Genomic DNA, 16,862 nt, shown 5'->3' on the forward strand with positions numbered 1-16,862 from the left:
AGAACAGGAAAACGACAATGGCGAAGTATCAGAAGAAGCCGGTTGAGACCGACGCGGTGCCGGACCCTCATGATGCCTTTATCGCGGAAGAGTGGAGGAAGCTCGAAGAGCGGGTAGCCGAGGCTCGACAGAACGTCCAAGACACGGAGCGGAGCATTCGCAAAGGCGCAAGGCGGACCTCGCACCGGTTTTCGCTATGAGCCCCCAGATGGCCTAGGCCGGTCGCGTTCAGTGAATAGTGCGGTGAATAATCTGTCGTTGATATTGTAACGAAGGCTTTTCCTATGAATTCCAACGCCATGCCAAGCCAAATCTGGCTCGAACTCGAAGACGGCAGCCACGCTCCAATCACCAACATGTTCGATTGCGATGGTGATGAAACCGACGATCCCGAACATGCGTTTTCGGTCGTGGCGCAACTGCCGGATGGACGGTGGCTGACACAGGAAGTTATCCCGGATGATTTTGAGGTGGTCAGTTTTCCGGTCAGTTGATCGTCTGAACAATTGAACCTTTTTACCCAGCACAGCGCCGGGTATTTTTCATGGAAGGCCGGACTATGGATGTATCAAAACTGAAGATCTGTGATGATAAATCGATAGGTCTCATTGTGCTCAGTCTGGCCAGAGAATGTCATGAATTTGCGCTGTCGCACGGTATCCCGAGCCATTCTGTTGAGCATCAGTTGGGCCTCGTCTTTAGCGTACTCAGTCGCTATTCGGGCCACCTCTTGAACATCAGAGACGTTCCCGCAAGGAGCGCATCCTGCCTGTCGCGTCTCAACATCGGCTTCTCCAATGAGGGATATCTTTTCCTTGCAAATGCCGCAAAGGATCGTGTGGCTAACGCCGTTGATGTTGATGCATAAGTCGTCGTCATCATCTTCCATCTGATTCTCCCACCTCAACCCATGAGAGCGTAGCACACCTCTAGGGTGTGGTGCCAAACCACTTGCCCGGCCTCTGCGCCGGGTTTTTTCATGCCCAACCGGTGGATGCCGGGGGCGCAAGGCGGTGGATACCGCAACAGCACGGGGCGGATGCCCAAAGGAACCTCACAATGAAACTGAAGACAACGGAATTGGACGGCGAAACCTACGCCGTCATCGAGAACGGTATGCCTGTCTACGTCGATGATGACGGCAAGGAGACGCCGCTCAACGCGCCCGAGATGCGCAACACCATTTCCTCCCTGAATTACGAGGCACAAAGCCACAGGGAAGCCAAGGAAAAGGCCCTGAAGGATCTCAAGGCGTTTGAGGGTCTGGACGCTGCCAAGGCGAAGGACGCCATTGCCAAGCTTGCCGACATCGACGCAAACGAGCTGATCAAGGCAGGCGACCGGGATGCGGCCATTGCAGCGGCGATCAAACCTCTGGAAGAACAGATCGCGTCTCTCAGTCAGGAAAAGGGTGATCTTGCCAACACGCTCAATGATCACATGATCGGCGGCGCGTTCTCGTCTTCCAAATATGCAGCCGACAACCTGGCTATTCCGGCTGACATTGCCCGGTCTTTCTTTGGTCAGAACTTCAAGGTCGAGGACGGCTCCGTGGTGGCATACGACGCGCACGGCAACAAGCTTTATTCCCCGTCCAATCCCGGCAATCTGGCAAGCTTCGACGAGGCTTTGAAGCACCTTGTCAGCGGCTATGCCCACAAGGACAGCATCTTGAAGGGTGCCGGGTCTTCTGGCGGTGGCGCAAAGCCGGGGGCCGGGGGCTCTGGCCCGAAAACAATGACGCGTGCCGAGTTCGATCAGATGGACCAAGGCACACGCGCCGCGAAGATGGCCGACGGTTTCAAGATCGCCGGTTAAATCGCATCCCCTTTGGCCGCGCCCGGATGGGTGGCGGTGTTCCGGGCCGGATAGCCCGACTTTCACCCTGAAAAACATCGCCGAACACCCGAGAGGTATTTCCCATGGCGAACATTCTTGATGGCCTTGCAGCAGACATCTACAAGGCAGCAGACATCGTGGGCCGCGAAATCGTCGGCTATATCCCGTCTTGCACGATCAACGCCGGAACCGAAGGCGTGGCCGTTGGGCAGAACGTCAATTCCCACTTCACCCAGAAGGCGGAAGCGGTTGATATCGCGCCGTCCATGACCATTCCGGAAGGGGATGATCAGACGGTGGACGTCAAGCAGCTTTCCTTGAGCAAGCAGCGCGGTGTTCAGATCCCGTGGACGGGCGAAGAAGTCGGCTATGTCAATGCCGGTGCAGGCTTTCAGACGGTCTATGGCGACCAGATCGCACAGGCGATGCGGACCATCACCAACGAGATCGAAACGGATCTGGCGATTGAGGCATACACCAATGCTTCCCGCGCTATTGGTACGGCTGGTACCACGCCCTTTGCATCCGATTTCGACAAGGTGGCGGAAGGCCGTCAGATCCTGCTCGACAACGCCATGCCGGTGTCTGATGGCCGGGTGTCTCTGGTCCTGAGTTCGACCGCGGGCACGAAGCTTCGCAACCTTGCCCAGCTTCAGAAAGCAAACGAGGCAGGCGGCACCCAGTTGCTGCGGCAGGGGACCTTGCTGGACCTTCAGGGCGTGATGATCAAGGAGTCCTTGCAGGCTCAGCTTCACATCGCCGGGACCGGTGCGGATTACGACACAAGCGGCACTCATGGCGCTGATGCTGCAACGCTGGCGCTGACCGGTGGCACGCCGGGAGCGTCCGGTATCAAGGCCGGGGACGTTGTCACCTTCGCGGGGGACACCAACCAGTATGTTGTCAATTCCGGTCTGGCTACTGCTGCTGGCAACATCGAGCTTGGGGCTCCGGGCCTGCGCGAGGCGGCGGCGAATGCAACGGCGCTGACCATCGGGGACAACTACACCGCCAACGTCTTCCTGCATCAGTCCGCACTTGAGCTTGCCATTCGCCCGCCTGCATCTCCGATTGGCGGGGATGCGGCCTCTGACGTGATGATCGTTCAGGACCCGCATTCGGGCCTGACCTTCGAGATCAGCGTCTACAAGGGCTTCAAGAAGACCATGATCATGGTTGGGGCGGTGTGGGGCAAGAAAGCCTGGAAGCCGGATGCAATCGCCCTGCTGATGGGCTGATCCTCCACGACACAACGAACCGGCCCGGTGGGAAACTTCCGGGCCTTTTCTTTCTGAGGAAATACTTCATGTCGAAACTTCCAACTGTTCGCGTCGTCCGCGAGGGTGGTACAGGCTACCGCTTGATCAATGAAAGCGATTTCGATCCTGAAGCGCATCAGATCTATGGGGATGGTGAGACGCCCCACCAAGGCGGCTATGTCCAATCGGCGGTTATTCCCGTTTTGAATACGGACAACTTCCGTATCAAATCCCCAGCGCAGGACGCCACGCCTCAACCCACGACAATCGGTAGCGTGACAATTTCCGATTTGACCCCCACGCAAATTACGTTGTCGAAAGACTGGCAGGGCGAGCACTGGAAGACCCGCGTCAAGCTCGCATCGGATCTGACCGGCAAAGAATTCAGCAATAAAGATGAAGCCGACGCAGCCATTCTCAAGTTGATTGATGAAGGCAAGGTGGATGTCGCTGACAGTTGAAGACGGATCGGGCTTGGTTGATGCCAATGCCTTTGCCTCAATCGCTGAGGTTGACGCCTATCACGATGCGATGGGCAATGCCGCTTGGACGGGCGAGGATGCAGCCAAGGAAGCCGCCATACGGCGCGCAACCGCCTTCCTGTCCAATTCCTGTTCGTGGGCCGGTCTTCGTACGCGCAACCGCTCTCAGGCTCTTGCGTGGCCGCGTTCTGGTGTCTGGGATGGCGAGGGCAATGCAATCGCATCCGATGAAATCCCGCACGAGCTTGTCAACGCGACGGCTGAGATTGCCCTGCGCGAGCTTGAGGAGCCCGGAGCCATGAACCCGGACTTTATTGCAGCCGACGCAATCAGCCGGGAGAAGGTTGAGGGGATGGAGGTCCAGTACGCCAACCGGGCGGCAAGTGCCGATGCCTATCGCCCCGTGATCATGACCGTTCGGGATCTGATCGGACCTTTCCTGCGCAAGGGAGCGGGTAATCCGCTCGTGGGACGGGCGTTCCGGGTATGAGCGGGTTTGACTATACAAAGCTGAAGGGCAGCGCTCAGCGGCTTCTCAAGCGCTTTGGCAAGCCTGCCGTGATTGTTCGCGAGGAAGATAGCGGCGGTGGCGGTGGTGATCCGTGGGACCCCGGTTCCGGCACGGTCGAGGTTGAGCACCCCTGCCGGATCGTGACCGGCAGCTTCGAGCAATCGCTTATCGACGGCTCGCGGGTTCAGGCAAACGACCTTCAGGTGACCCTCTCAACCGAGGGCCTGACCATCACGCCGACCACTGCGGACAAGTTAAAGATCGGGGACACGTCCTATTCGATCATCGCGTGCCACGCGGTGGAGCCGGGTGAGGTCGTGTTGCTCTATCGGCTTCAGATCAGGGATTAGGAACGGATGTCGAACAAAGATCCGTTTGACGATCTGACCGCCCATTGGTCGAACGAGCTGCGCAAGGCCTTCCTGACCGCCGTGCAGGAAGTCAGGGACCGGCAGAAAGTATCCGTCATCACCGGCCTGATTGAACGCGGTGACATTGATGCAGCCCTGCGCGCTGTGGGCATGGACCCGCAAGACTACCGGCTCATGGATCGTGTGCTTGCTCAGCTCATGAACGCGGGCGGCGACTCCTTTGCGCTTGAAATCGAGCGTCAGGCTCCTGTCAGAAGTCCGGAAGGGGCGATTGTCCGGTTCTTCTTCGATGGCCGGAACCCGAATGCGGAACTGTGGCTCAGAACCCGGTCCAGCGATCTGATCCGCCAGATTGTCGATGATCAGCAAGTCATGATCCGTGAGCACCTGCGGTCCGGATTGGAGGCAGGGCAGAATCCGAGGACAACGGCACTGTCACTGGTCGGCAAGATCAACCCGGCAACGAGGCGGCGCGAGGGTGGTGTTATCGGCCTCACCAGCGGGCAGGAAGCTTGGCAAAGGCGCTATGCCGCAGAGCTGGCCTCGGACGATCCGGCAGAGCTGCAAAAGGCTCTCAAGCGCGGGCTGAGGGATAAGCGCTTTGACGCCAGCGTGAAGAAGGCGATCAAGTCTGGCGAACCCATTCCGGCTGCAACGCGGTCGAAGATGGTCACGGCCTATCGGAACCGGTCCCTGAAATACCGTGCGGATGTGATTGCACGGACAGAGACAATCCGGGCTCTGGGGCAAACGCAGACGCTGGCCTATGAGCAAGCCATTCTGGATGGACGGGTGACTGCGGATCAGCTCACCAAATACCCGATGTCGGCAAGGGACGAACGGGTCAGACACAGGCACCGGGCAGTCGAAAAGCTCAACGAAGGCGGCGTGCCGTGGAACCAGGCCTATCAGGTTCCCCCCGGCATGGCCCCGCAAATGCACGCGCCGTATGACGAGCCTATGTGCCGTTGCCGGGAGAAAGTTCGTATCAATAGATTTTTGGGGCTCACATAATGGCGACTACCCGTCTTGATTTCGCCGCCCAAGTGGACGCATGGGTCAAAAAGACCAAGAAAAGAATGCTGGTCGTATTCCAAGCGGCGACCGAGTACACGTTTGACGATGTGTACGATAACACGCCCAAGGTGACGACGTTTCTTGCGCAGTCGTTTGGCGCATCCCTTGATGCAATGCCAACTATAGATCCGAATGCACAAGGGTTCTCTGACTACGCGGCACGGGTTCAGCCCTATGATCTCGTGATCACTGAGGCTCAACTCGGCGATACGATCTATGGCGGCTTTGTGGCCGCGTATGCAAGACGGACCGAATACGGGTTTACCGGCGTGGATTCACTTGGCCGTGAGTACAATCAGACAGGACGCGGAATGGTGCGTCTGGCTGCGCAGAACTGGCGGGCAAATGTCAGCCGCGCAATTGCAGAAGCAAAAGCGGCGGTGAAATAGATCAGAACGGCGGCGGTTTAAGCGGGTTGTCCGTGTTCTTTTCCGATGCCATCAAAAGCCCAATACTCAACAATCTCAGGGCCTTCTCGGCAGCTCTTAGCGCTGTTTCCGAGCGCACTGTTGCACCCGTTTCCCCTTGGAGAATCGAGTGGGCGGCGGTCAACAGGTCGTGAGCCTGATTGTCCGAAAGCGGTGGTCTTTTCTTCAGCGGCATAAAGGGACGCTACCATGACGGGTGGAGCTGACGCAAGGATACTTCGAACCCTCTTGGCCCACTTGCACGGGCTCAGCCTGACGCCAGCGCTTGAGATCGCGTGGCCGGGGATGAACTTCCCGGTGAACGGTAGCGAGAAGCCGGACAACTATCTGGAAGCAACATTCCTGCCCAACAAAACCCGGCAGGTGACCTTTGGAGATGACCCGCAACAGCAGCGTGGATTGCTTCAGGTCTCCGTGCTCTGGAAGTCCGGTCAGGGCGTCATGGATGCGCTCGACGTGGCCGGTCAGGTCATCCGGCACTTCCGGCACCAATATCTTTTCTCAAGCGACGGCACCGTGCGTGTCGTCATCGACGGGGAGCCTTGGGCCTCTCCAAACCTACCGGACGGTGACCGTATGAGATGGCCCGTCTCCATTCCATACCATGCCTATGAAAAGGAGGCTTAGATGCCTGTCACAGCAACCAAACACAAAAAGACGCATTGGGTGTGCGCCGAACCGCAGAACACCGCGCTTACCCAATCCGAATTCGAGGCGTTGACTTGGGTCCAGGTCAAGAACTGCCGATCTGAAGGGGACTTCGGTATCACGACCCAAATCACCCGGGAATCGACTTTCGACAATGATGTGGATCTGACCTTCAAGGGCAGCTCTGCCGGGACCGATTTCAGCCTTGAAGCTCTGACGCTGGTAAGCGATCCGGGTCAAGAGATCCTGCGCACCTTCGGCAAGGCTGCGAACCTCAATGCGATGGCCGTCAAGATCGTCTCCACCGACGCCAATAGCGGGGAAATCTCAACCTCGCGCTATTCGCGAGGCAAGGTCCACAGCCCGATCGCGCTCGGTGGAACCCCCAATGACGGCGAGGCCGAGTCCTTCGGTATTGCCCTTGAACAAGAGCCCATCGTGGTCAAAGCCGCTTAAGGAGAACAGCTCATGGCCCTTGCAGAACTTATCGATTACGAAAAGCTTCACGAGTTGGAGCTGCTGCACCCGGAAACCGACCAGCCGTTAGGCGTGGTGTTTCATGTCCGCTCCATGAACAGCCCCGAGGTTACAAAGGTCGTAACCGAGCAGCTCAACAAGCGAACCGAACGCCAGCAGCGCGGCAAGCTGGTTTCCGGCGAGGCCGCAATCAAGGACGGACAAAAACAGGTCGCGGCCTGTATTGCCGGTTGGGACTGGGATGGCAAGGAGCTGTTCAAGGGTGAGGGCGTATTGGAACACAGCGTCAAGAATGCCCAACGAGCCGTTGAAATCCCTTGGATTTTCGAACAGGTCAAGGAAGCGGCGGAACAAACCGCAAATTTTTCAAACAAGTAAGAGACGATCTCTGCGAGGCCGTTCGTGTTACCGTCCGGTTTGATATCCCCCTTGAAAACGGCGTGACGCTTCGCGAAGACAACGAGCTGAACGACATGGAGGATTTGAACCCTCCGGTCGTCGCTCCGATTGTCTATGAGCATCCCTTGCTGTGGGCTTGGTTCTGGCATCTCGACGGAACCCGGCAGGAAGGCATGAACGGCCCGCAGGCGTTCTCTTACTTGGAAATTGAGGCTTGGATCCGCTTGGCTCAGCCCGCAATTCGCCGGGAGGATGTTGCAACGCTTCTGGCGATGGACCGGGCCTACATCTCCGAATACCGGGCCGTTTATGCCGAAAGGCAAGAGAGGCAGAGAAAGCGGCAGGAAGTCAGGCAGTTGGGAAAAGGGTAAAAGGGAGAGGGCAGGCTCATGAAACTGGCTATAGAAGTGGAGGGGCTTGCCGAGGAAAGGCGTTCCCAGTAGGCGCGAAGGGATGCGGAAGGGTTGTGACGCTGACGGTTCAGCTTTCCAGAGGCGTTTGAAAATAGGGGAGTTTCCCCCCTACTATCGTTTAACTGCATCGTATTTAGGGTTGCGCATTTTGGGTAGTGCAAACTATTTTTTGCACCTCAAAATTACGATGTGGGGTGAATGTAAATGAAGCAACTATTTCTGTTGTTGGGGGTGTCTGCATTGCTGGCCGGTTGCGCCAAGGGGCCTGACGCGATTGCGCCAACGCCAATTCCGATAGCGGCTTATTCAAGCGATTCATGCAAAAGTCTGGCCAATCAATTGACATCGGAGCGCTCGACGCTTGCCTCGCTTGAAAGCCAGCAACGTAGTGCTCAAACAGGAGATGCTGTCGGGGTATTTCTTATTGGCGTCCCGCTTTCCAGCGTGTCGGGCGGTGACAAGGAAGGTGAGCTATCGGTGGCCAAAGGCAAGGTGCAGGCTATGGAGTTGGCGATGCATTCAAAGAAGTGCCCGACCGCATAAGGAAAGCACTCCTATGACGCAGATCAACCCGGCCTAATGGCCGGGTTTTTTGTTATGGAACTGCTTCAGGCTCACCCCCAGACCGACGGATGGAGCGCCGTCGTCCAGGAATGCATATGCATAATGCAGATACCCCAAAGGTATTGCCATGATGGCAACATCTTAAAGCCTCTTTGACGGTGAAGTCTGATAGGCGGCTTACGTCCTTGGTCCTCCGGTTAGATACGGGAGGATTTCACACCTATTGCGTGTTGAGGGTCAATCAGACAAGTGGGCTAGGAGGATCGCTTCAAATAAACCGTGGGCGTTTCCGCAACCACCCCTCTATCCATGAAAACCACGCCACGCGATTGATACACTGAGCAAACGGCTTCGAGCGTTGAAGCTCTTTTTCCCGCCTGTGGCTACCATGCGCAGGCGGGGGGGCACAAACAGTTAGTCAATCTCCTCTTTTGCAGAGGGGATATTCCATTTTGGGATACGCATTGGGGGGTATTCGAAAATAAGTTGGACAAATTGAGCGCCCGAGACGTCATACGGCTGACATCGCTCAATTGCACTGATCGCCGATTTGGCGAACCGTAAACCAACTTTTCCTGAAGGTTGATAGTTATCAACCCTACCCCTAAGCACCTCGCCCTTGTTGTTTAAATTGAAAGAAACGGCTGCTCTAAAGCTCTGTTCTCCAATAGAAATAGGAGGGCTCCAGCAGCTAAGAGCTTGCTGGTAAATCGCGGCCTCTTGGCCAGCCCCGGCCACTGGAAGTGAAATCGCACAAGCCGAAGCGAACGCGAACAATCTCTTGGCCATCTACCATTCCCTCGGTGATTTTGTGGTCACGGGATCGAATTTCTATGCCTGTGCTAATGTCCCGATCAGTATTCCAATTCTCGACGAGGGCTTTCTACAACGACAACCTCTCGACGACCTCCAAGGCTCAGCACCAGCCCGATTATCAGGCAGATTACACCTAGGATTGTGCCGATAAATGCGGCGAAGCCGGTTACTGCCGCGCCTGCCAATCCTGCTCCTAATGCCGAGAAGGCTTCTGAGCCTTCACCGGCTGCAGCTATCGACTCCGACGCCACTCGACCCGACAGAAGAAAGGTGGAGATGGGGAGCGCAAACACGGATACTCCGAGTAAAAGGAAGCCCCGCCCGAACGCTCTCCGAATGGTGGGGGCAAAAAAACCAAGGACGCCCGCGAGTAGGACTATTCCGGGCAGTAACAGCGGCGTAATTGCATCCTGATAGTGAGCAAAAGCTGCAAATCCTGGGCTGAGCGCAATAGCTGCTCCGAAACCGAATACTAGTCCGATAACAATCCGAACGAGTGCTTTGACGAAACTCATTGCATACACCTCCGTTGGGTACTCGCAATAAACAGCACTCGCCTAAATTGTTCAACTTGAAATAGGCGTTCTTTCGGGCGCCCCACGCGTCTTTGCGGCTGGTTTGTAGAGGGAGGACCTATGGAAGATATCGCATCCCTTGGACTGGCTACGGACAGCTCACAGGTCGATAAGGCGACCCAGTCGCTCGACAGGTTCAACGTTACTGCAAAGAACGCTGCCTATGCCGCGTATCAGTCTGCAAAAGCGGATCAGTCAAAGGCGCAAGCCGCATTGGCTGCTGCGCGGGCGTCTCAAACGGCTTCAAAGGCGGATATCTCAGCAGCACAGGCAGCTCACAGGACGGCACAGGCTGCAACGGCTCAGGCAAACGCTCACTATCAGGCGCAAAAGGCAGCCTATGCCCACGCAAAGGCAAACCAAACCGTAGTCGCCAGCAGCCGCGCAGCAAATGACAATGTGAACCGCTTTGGTGGAAGCATGTCGGGATTGGCCGCGCAGTTCCAGGATATCGGCGTTACAGCGGCCATGGGCATGAATCCGATGATGATTGCCTTGCAGCAGGGTACGCAGATCGCTGGGCAAATGGAGTTGGCTGTAAAGGGGGGAGGTTCGGCGGTTGGCGTCCTCGGTCAAGCCTTCATGTCGCTGCTTTCGCCCGTGTCGCTGGTATCAATCGCATTGACGGCCTTTCTGGCTGCTGGCCTCCAGATGGTTGATTGGGGAGCTACAGCATCCGCGGCGCTTAATCTCTTGGCTGATAATCTGGACTGGATCGTACCTGCTGCAACTGCGGCGGCGGCTGCTTTGGCCTTGATGTATGCCCCGGCGATCATTGCGGGCATTGGGACCGTCATTGGGCTGATGGGCAGTTTGACGATCGCCACTTACAGGGCTGCGCTCGCTTTTGGTGCGGCGTGGGTGGCTGCCACGGGTCCAGTAGGCGTGCTGATTGCCGCGTTGGCTTTGGTTGTGACTGCTGTCTATCTGCTACGCGACGACATCCAGCAAGCGCTAGATACTGACTTATGGAATACAATCAAGGATGTCGGAAACCGGATAATCGGGGTCTTCGTCGGTGCTTTTGAGGCTGCAAAAGCTGTCTGGGCAAAGCTCCCAGCGGCTTTTGCGGATTGGGCCGGGCAGGCAAAAGATAATGTAGTCATTACAATGGTGGAAATGGTTGGTGAAATCGTTTCGATAATCAACGGGCTAATAACAACAATTAACGGGTCTCTAAAGGATATCGGTATTGAGATCGCTACCTTGCCTGCCCCCTACAAAGTTACGTCTGAGATGCTGAATGGGTATGAGTGGCATCAGTCATCAGGCGCAGGGGCAGAAGTCGTGGATTTGGCGACTGATGCTTTTCGTAAATCCGCAGATGTCGATTACATTGGCCAGTTGGGAACGGCTATCAGCAACGCTGCCTCGGCAGGAGCGGACAAGCTACGGGAGCTTGCAACTGCGGCGAATAGCGCCGGGGATGCAGCAGCCGCAGCCGGTCAGCGCGGGGCAAGCGGACTGAAGGAGACGGACAACGCGGCAAATTCTGCGGCGCAGTCAATGTCCTCGGTAAAAGGTGTTTTTGGCGGCTTTTTCTCTGACTTGAAATCCGGCTTGCAGCAGGGAAAAAGCGGATGGGAAGCGTTCTCGGACGCCGCTCTCAATGCCTTGAACCGGATTATCGACAAGCTCACCAACGAACTGATGGATGCCCTGTTTGACAGCTTCGGCGCGTTAGGCTCGGCTGGAAGTGCTGCGGCTGGCGCTGCTGGCGGCGGCGGTGGAGGTGGCGGTGGCGGTGGCGGGTTCCTGTCCTTCCTGACGTCGCTCTGGCCGTTTGCAAAAGGCGCAGCCTTCCAAGCGGGCTCTGTGGTCCCCTTCGCCTCTGGCGGTGTTGTTCAAAGCGCAACCACCTTCCCGATGTCCGGTGGACGGACGGGGCTCATGGGAGAAGCAGGCCCCGAGGCGATCATGCCCTTGAAACGGGGCAGGGACGGCAAGCTTGGAGTTGTCGCGGCCCTGAATGACAACAGTCGGCAAGCTGCACCTGCGGCGGCTGAAATGCGGACCGTTCGTGAAGTCGCTCCCAGTGGGGTAATGGGCATTCTGAAGGGCTTTGCGGGCGGGCTATCAACTGCAAAAGCTGCTTTGAATAGTTTCGGTACAACCTTGCATGCCAAGGCTGCTGGCGTTGATGCGCTTGACGTGTCCGCAGCGGCAAGCCGTAATGCCGTTGAGAGCGCGGTTTCCGCCAGCTCGCGGCATTTGTATGTGACGCAGCCCGGAAATGATAACCGCGCCCCAATTGGCCGTACGCCAACCCCACTTCCAGTCAATGACAATGTGTCGACTGATGCCGCTTCTGCAGATCGCTTTTGGGCTTTGGCGAAAACGGGCATTAATCATGCAATCGCTTCCTTTCACAGCGCGATGCCTATTGGCGCGGCAAATGTCCAAGAACCGCTTGGTATCTTGCCGGGGCAAACCGATGCCCCCCACGCTACGGCGGTCACTCCATTTGCCGAGGGGCACTACAGACGTTTGGACACTGCTCCATCTGTCAGCGAGCGTAGCCAATCCGTCAAAGTGGATGTTGCCGTAGCTGTTGAAGACGACGGTGAACTGAAGGCCTACGTGAAATCGGTTTCTCAGAACGAAGTCCGTCAGGCTGCTCCCCAGATCATGAAAGCGTCTGTCGCGGAAGCCCGCAAGCACAGCAACGCGGATTTCATCAAGGCAAAACGCACCAACACCAATGAGGCTTTCCGGACGTGATCACGTTTCCCAGAGAGTTCCCGAGCGGGATCAGCGTCCATGAATGCGAATTCCGCTTGAAACGCTTCACCAACATCAACACGTCCCGCGACGGATCGGTGGAAGTGCAGGAATACTCGGATCCGAAATGGAACCTGTATCTGAAGACGAACTCGCTCGATGCTGACGACTTCCAGACGCTCTCGTCCTGGATCATGACGCTGAAGGGAGGGGCGAAGTTCTTCACGATGTTCGATGCCTCCCGCCCATATCCAAGGGAGTATCGTGGCGGGTTTGCCGGGCTGCACCGTCCAAACGGCACAGCCTTTTCCGGCACGGCCAACGTCTCCGGACTGACCAGCACCACTATCACCGTCAGTGACTTGCCGAACGGTTTCAAGGTCAGGACCGGTGACTATATCGGCTTGGTTGAGGGGGACCGGTACGCCGTCCATGCCGCAATCGAGGACGTGACGGCTTCGGGGGGCAATGCCACTGTCCCGGTCGAGCCGTTGGTTTTGACGGACCTCTTTTCGAGTGCGGCGACAGCAACCTTTTGCAAGGCGCGCGCCAAGTTTCTCCTGCTCGAATGGGATGGGGGGCGGCGCATGAAAGAGCAATCGCCAGTAACCCTTGAAGCTGTTCAAGTGATCTTGTGAGGCGCAATGCGTGAAATCGAACCCGCGATTGAACAAACCCTAGAAAAACGGATTTATGCAGAGCGGGATGCAATTTTGTTCGCGCTGGGGGAAGGGCTCTATGGCTTCTGTTTCGGGACGCGCCCGCTTACCTGGAACGGCATCACGTTCCACGGCGCTGGAAACCTGATTGAGCTTTCTGCCGTGAAAACGTCAGGAGATGGGAGCCCCACAGAAATGACCGCCGCTCTCTCAGCAATTCGGGGCACTGATCTAACACCCGATGTCTTGGGGCAGATCGAGAACTACACCTATCACCTGCGTGAAGTGCTGGTTTACCGGTTTTTATTCGACCTCGACACCGGGGAACGAATTGGCGCGATGCCTCTCATTTTATTCCGGGGCTACGTTGACGGGATGCAGCACAGCCACGAGCCGGACGGGCCGTACAAGCTGATCTGCAACATGAAGTCGAAATCTGTCGATTACCGCAAGACCGGTTATCGCAAACGCGGCAACGAGACGCAAAAGGCGATGAACGGCGGATCGACCGACAAGTTCTTCGAGCACGCCGCGCAGACGAAATCCGTCCAAGTCGATTGGGGGCCGCAATGAGCCGATTACCGAACTGGGACATAGCCCTAATTCAGGCCGTTGAGTTTCACGCTCAGCGGCCTTTTTCATGGGGCGGGCTTGCGACCGGGGCGGGCTCCGATTGCTTTGAAATGACCATGGATGCGGTCAAGGCGGTGACAGGCACGGACCCGTACGAAGACGAGCGCGGACGCTACCGGACCCGTATTGGTGCGCTTCGCCGGTTCACAAAACGCGGTTTTGCGTGGCTCGACGGGGCCTATTCGGATGCGTTCCCGCCTGTTCCCGTTCTCATGGCAAGGCGCGGTGATATCGGCCTTGTGTCCCTCGATGGCGAAGACTGTTCCGTTGTCGTGATGGGCGCTCAAGCGGTCGGCAAATCGCCCTCGGGGATCGTGCGCGTGCCGGTCAATGCGCTGCGCAAGGCGTTCAAAGTCGGATAATCCATGCACTTTCTATCGCTGATCATACTGGCGGCTGGCTTTTTGCTGGCCGGTCAATCTGTTGCGTCTGCTGCGCCGCTGATTGCGCCGATTGTCGGGGCTGTTCTGGGCTCCGGACTGCTCGCCAAGGCTGTGACGGCCATTCTGACTATTGGCCTGACCGTTGCGGCGAACCTTATTCCGGCTCTACTCGCCAAGAAACCGAAGAACCAGTCTGCGGCCTCGGGCGTCAGTGCCGATGTCAAGCTTGGTTCCGGCATCTATCACGAGGGTGCATTTGGCCGGGTCAACACCAAGGGCCATTATGTCTACGTCAATACCAGCGGCGATAACAACAAGAAGCTGGATCAGGTATTCGTGCTCTCGACCGGCTGGTGCGATGCACTGGAAACGGTCCATATCAATGATGAAGAGCAAGAGCTTGTCGAGATCGACCGGGGCACAGGCTGGGTCAAGTATGTCATTCACTTGCCCGACGATGGCCCGAATCCGAACCTTTGGCTGACATTCTGGGACGGCAGACCGGATCAGGCCGTCAACGAGCGTCTGAAATCCCGTGCAAACCCCTCCAATCGCTGGACAGACGAGCATGTTGGCGCGGGCATTTGCTATGTCCATCTCGAAGCCGATTTCTCGTCCAATATTGACGAGTTCCGTTCATTGCTTTCCGGCAATGCGATCAAGTTCACCTTGCGCGGTTTACGGCTCTATGACCCTCGCAAGGATGATACGGCGGGCGGCTCTGGCGCGCACCGTTGGGACAACCCCGCGACGTGGGAATGGTCTGAAAACCCGTTTATCGCGGCGTACAATTATGCCCGTGGCTTGCATTGCAACGGCACCCGCTATCTCGGGATGGAGGTTCCGGCCTATGACCTGATGACAGACCTCATCATTGCGTCGGCCAATGCCTCGGACGAAGAGATTGAGGCCCCGGACGGCTCAATCGCACCCCGCTACCGAATGTCGCTCATTGCAAATGACGGGCAAGAGCATATCGAGACGATTGAATCCATGCTGGCAGCAGCGGCTGGGCAACGTGTCGAGCGTCAGGGTCAGTTCGGATTTATCGCGGGCGTTTCGCAAATCACGGCTGGCACGATCACGGACGGCGATCTGATCCTTGGCGAGCCGGTTGAGTTCAGCGCCAAGCGCTCCCGCGAAGATCTGATCAACGAAGTCCACGGGCAGTTCACGGACCCGGACAACCTTTGGGACGGCTCCGACTGTACCCCTGTCATCGGGGACGCCAGCGTCAAGGAAGTGGACGGCGGCGAAACACGCCCTGCCGAAATCGATCTGTATCAGGTGCCCTACCGCAATCAGGCGGAAAGGCTCTTGCGCATTGCCTATTGGCAGAACCGCTATCAGGCCTCGGCAATGATCACAGTTGGCATGCGGGCCATCAAATACGAAGTGGGCGACTGGATCACATGGGACAGTGATCAGTTCGGCACGCGCAAATACCAGATCACCGGGCATGAGCTTGATGTCACCAAGAACGTCATCCGGCTGTCGCTTGCCGAAGTCCACGAGAACATCTATCTCAACGCGCTGGATGATGCGCAGCCGACCGCGCTTCCGCCAACCCTTCCGGCCCGCAATCCGCGCCCTACGAACGTCAACAATTTCGTTGTTCAGCCAACCGCCATCATAGGCCCGAATGGTCAGGAATGGCCTGCCATTGCGCTTGGCTGGGAGGTGGTCACAGACGAGACGATCACTGCGGTCATTTCCGAGCATCGTATCAAGGATCAACCCGAGACCTCGGCGCGTACGATCCATCCGCGCCCCCCTTTGGACGAGTGGTCCGGTAGTTTGCTCGACAGCGGGATTGCAGCCGGGGCGGATTATGAAGTCCGGGTCACGATCCGCACTGTCCCCTTGCGCCTTGTCACATGGTCTGATTGGGAGAGCGTAGAGACCACGGGCACGTACCGGGTCCAGTCGGCACAATCGCTTTATGACGAGGCTGCCGGATCGATTGACGTTGCCGAAATCAAGGCCAGCCTATCCGAAGCCACGGACGCCGCAGGGGCCGCTCAGGAAGTGGCGGATACGGCGCTGGAGACGGCAACGGACGGCCTTCAGGCGGCAAGTGATCGTGCGGATCAGCTGGAGCACCAGGCGGCAACGGGCTTCCAGGCGGCGAATGACCGTGCGGACGAGTTGCAGGCGCAGGCCAACGATAACACGCTCCGTGTGATCGCATCGGTCATTGATCAGACCACCGCGCAGCAAAACATTGAGGGCGACATCGCGCTGGCACGGCACTGGACGCAGCAAGAGCTTGTTGCGGGGGAAATGGCGCGGGCGGAGATGGGCCGCGAGCTGACCGCCAAGATCGGGGACAACACGGCGTATTTTTCAGAGCAAATCACGGCCTTGGCGACGGCTGACTCGGCACAGGTCGAGCAGATTACCGCGCTGCGTACGGATCTGGACGACAACACTGCGCTCGTTGGCGATGTCCGGACCTCAGTGGACGGGCTGTCCGGTGAACTGACGCAATTCACGGCGGCATTCTCTGGTGAGTTGAACAACGTCACCGCGCAAGGTCTGCTGGACTATCTCAACGGCAATGCTGCCCAACAAAATCTTGACAGCCAGATCGCGATTACCGCGCAG

22 protein-coding genes are annotated in these 16,862 nt (G+C 57.3%); 19 read left to right on the plus strand and 3 right to left on the minus strand.

Annotation, left to right across the window (positions count from 1 at the left end; translation table 11 throughout):
• Positions 1 to 200: hypothetical protein (locus E1297_RS10425; RefSeq protein WP_209015742.1), on the plus strand; the 200-nt coding region annotated here is incomplete at its 5' end.
• An 84-nt stretch (positions 201 to 284) separates the two neighbouring features.
• Positions 285 to 494: a hypothetical protein gene (locus tag E1297_RS10430; RefSeq protein ID WP_155137683.1), complete on the plus strand. Its 210-nt coding sequence runs from the start codon at positions 285 to 287 to the stop codon at positions 492 to 494.
• A gap of 74 nt (positions 495 to 568) precedes the next feature.
• Here the strand turns inward: E1297_RS10430 and E1297_RS10435 are convergent, their stop codons facing one another.
• Positions 569 to 889, minus strand: a complete 321-nt coding sequence (locus E1297_RS10435) for a hypothetical protein (protein ID WP_155137687.1) — start codon at positions 887 to 889, stop codon at positions 569 to 571.
• A 170-nt stretch (positions 890 to 1,059) separates the two neighbouring features.
• Between E1297_RS10435 and E1297_RS10440 the strand changes: the two genes are divergently transcribed.
• The 12 genes from E1297_RS10440 (at position 1,060) to E1297_RS10495 (ending at position 8,447) form a co-directional block, all read left to right on the plus strand.
• Positions 1,060 to 1,818 (plus strand): DUF6651 domain-containing protein, encoded by a 759-nt coding sequence (locus E1297_RS10440; protein WP_155137691.1) that lies wholly within the window; start codon positions 1,060 to 1,062, stop codon positions 1,816 to 1,818.
• A gap of 104 nt (positions 1,819 to 1,922) precedes the next feature.
• On the plus strand, positions 1,923 to 3,077 hold the full coding sequence (locus E1297_RS10445; RefSeq protein ID WP_155137694.1) for a P22 phage major capsid protein family protein: 1,155 nt from the start codon (positions 1,923 to 1,925) through the stop codon (positions 3,075 to 3,077).
• A 68-nt stretch (positions 3,078 to 3,145) separates the two neighbouring features.
• Positions 3,146 to 3,559, plus strand: a complete 414-nt coding sequence (locus E1297_RS10450; RefSeq protein WP_155137697.1) for a hypothetical protein — start codon at positions 3,146 to 3,148, stop codon at positions 3,557 to 3,559.
• Complete coding sequence (locus E1297_RS10455; RefSeq protein WP_155137700.1) at positions 3,543 to 4,070, plus strand: DnaT-like ssDNA-binding protein; 528 nt, start codon at positions 3,543 to 3,545, stop codon at positions 4,068 to 4,070. Before E1297_RS10450 ends, E1297_RS10455 begins: the two co-directional genes overlap by 17 nt.
• The gene (locus tag E1297_RS10460; RefSeq protein WP_155137703.1) at positions 4,067 to 4,441 is read left to right on the plus strand and encodes a hypothetical protein; all 375 of its coding nucleotides are present in this window, start codon (positions 4,067 to 4,069) and stop codon (positions 4,439 to 4,441) included. Before E1297_RS10455 ends, E1297_RS10460 begins: the two co-directional genes overlap by 4 nt.
• Positions 4,442 to 4,447: 6 nt before the next feature.
• Positions 4,448 to 5,476 (plus strand): head morphogenesis protein, encoded by a 1,029-nt coding sequence (locus E1297_RS10465; protein WP_155137706.1) that lies wholly within the window; start codon positions 4,448 to 4,450, stop codon positions 5,474 to 5,476.
• A complete protein-coding gene (locus tag E1297_RS10470; protein ID WP_155137709.1) occupies positions 5,476 to 5,928 on the plus strand; it encodes an HK97 gp10 family phage protein in 453 nt (150 codons plus the stop codon). Before E1297_RS10465 ends, E1297_RS10470 begins: the two co-directional genes overlap by 1 nt.
• 228 nt (positions 5,929 to 6,156) lie before the next feature.
• The gene (locus E1297_RS10475; RefSeq protein ID WP_155137712.1) at positions 6,157 to 6,594 is read left to right on the plus strand and encodes a phage tail terminator-like protein; all 438 of its coding nucleotides are present in this window, start codon (positions 6,157 to 6,159) and stop codon (positions 6,592 to 6,594) included.
• Positions 6,595 to 7,071, plus strand: coding sequence for a hypothetical protein (locus tag E1297_RS10480; RefSeq protein ID WP_155137714.1), 477 nt, complete (start codon positions 6,595 to 6,597; stop codon positions 7,069 to 7,071).
• A gap of 12 nt (positions 7,072 to 7,083) precedes the next feature.
• Entirely contained in the window at positions 7,084 to 7,470 is a 387-nt protein-coding gene (locus E1297_RS10485) for a hypothetical protein (protein ID WP_155137717.1), read from the plus strand.
• Positions 7,471 to 7,532: 62 nt separating this feature from the next.
• A complete protein-coding gene (locus tag E1297_RS10490) occupies positions 7,533 to 7,862 on the plus strand; it encodes a hypothetical protein (RefSeq protein ID WP_155137720.1) in 330 nt (109 codons plus the stop codon).
• Positions 7,863 to 8,108: 246 nt separating this feature from the next.
• Positions 8,109 to 8,447: a hypothetical protein gene (locus E1297_RS10495; protein WP_155137723.1), complete on the plus strand. Its 339-nt coding sequence runs from the start codon at positions 8,109 to 8,111 to the stop codon at positions 8,445 to 8,447.
• 435 nt (positions 8,448 to 8,882) lie between these two features.
• On the opposite strand, the gene E1297_RS10500 is transcribed toward E1297_RS10495, so the two are convergent.
• Both E1297_RS10500 and E1297_RS10505 read right to left on the minus strand, forming a co-directional pair.
• On the minus strand, positions 8,883 to 9,257 hold the full coding sequence (locus E1297_RS10500) for a hypothetical protein (RefSeq protein ID WP_155137726.1): 375 nt from the start codon (positions 9,255 to 9,257) through the stop codon (positions 8,883 to 8,885).
• Positions 9,258 to 9,322: 65 nt separating this feature from the next.
• Positions 9,323 to 9,799 (minus strand): hypothetical protein, encoded by a 477-nt coding sequence (locus E1297_RS10505; RefSeq protein WP_155137729.1) that lies wholly within the window; start codon positions 9,797 to 9,799, stop codon positions 9,323 to 9,325.
• A 120-nt stretch (positions 9,800 to 9,919) separates the two neighbouring features.
• On the opposite strand from E1297_RS10505, the gene E1297_RS50265 reads away from it, so the two are divergent.
• From E1297_RS50265 to E1297_RS10530, 5 genes are all read left to right on the plus strand, one after another.
• Positions 9,920 to 12,580, plus strand: a complete 2,661-nt coding sequence (locus E1297_RS50265) for a phage tail length tape measure family protein (protein WP_155137732.1) — start codon at positions 9,920 to 9,922, stop codon at positions 12,578 to 12,580.
• Positions 12,577 to 13,218, plus strand: coding sequence for a hypothetical protein (locus tag E1297_RS10515; RefSeq protein WP_155137735.1), 642 nt, complete (start codon positions 12,577 to 12,579; stop codon positions 13,216 to 13,218). Before E1297_RS50265 ends, E1297_RS10515 begins: the two co-directional genes overlap by 4 nt.
• A 6-nt stretch (positions 13,219 to 13,224) precedes the next feature.
• Positions 13,225 to 13,812 (plus strand): hypothetical protein, encoded by a 588-nt coding sequence (locus tag E1297_RS10520; protein ID WP_155137738.1) that lies wholly within the window; start codon positions 13,225 to 13,227, stop codon positions 13,810 to 13,812.
• Complete coding sequence (locus tag E1297_RS10525; RefSeq protein WP_155137740.1) at positions 13,809 to 14,234, plus strand: hypothetical protein; 426 nt, start codon at positions 13,809 to 13,811, stop codon at positions 14,232 to 14,234. Before E1297_RS10520 ends, E1297_RS10525 begins: the two co-directional genes overlap by 4 nt.
• A 3-nt stretch (positions 14,235 to 14,237) precedes the next feature.
• A partial coding sequence (locus E1297_RS10530; RefSeq protein ID WP_155137743.1) for a hypothetical protein occupies positions 14,238 to 16,862 on the plus strand: 2,625 nt, incomplete at its 3' end.

The organism is Roseibium sp. RKSG952 (assembly GCF_009711355.1).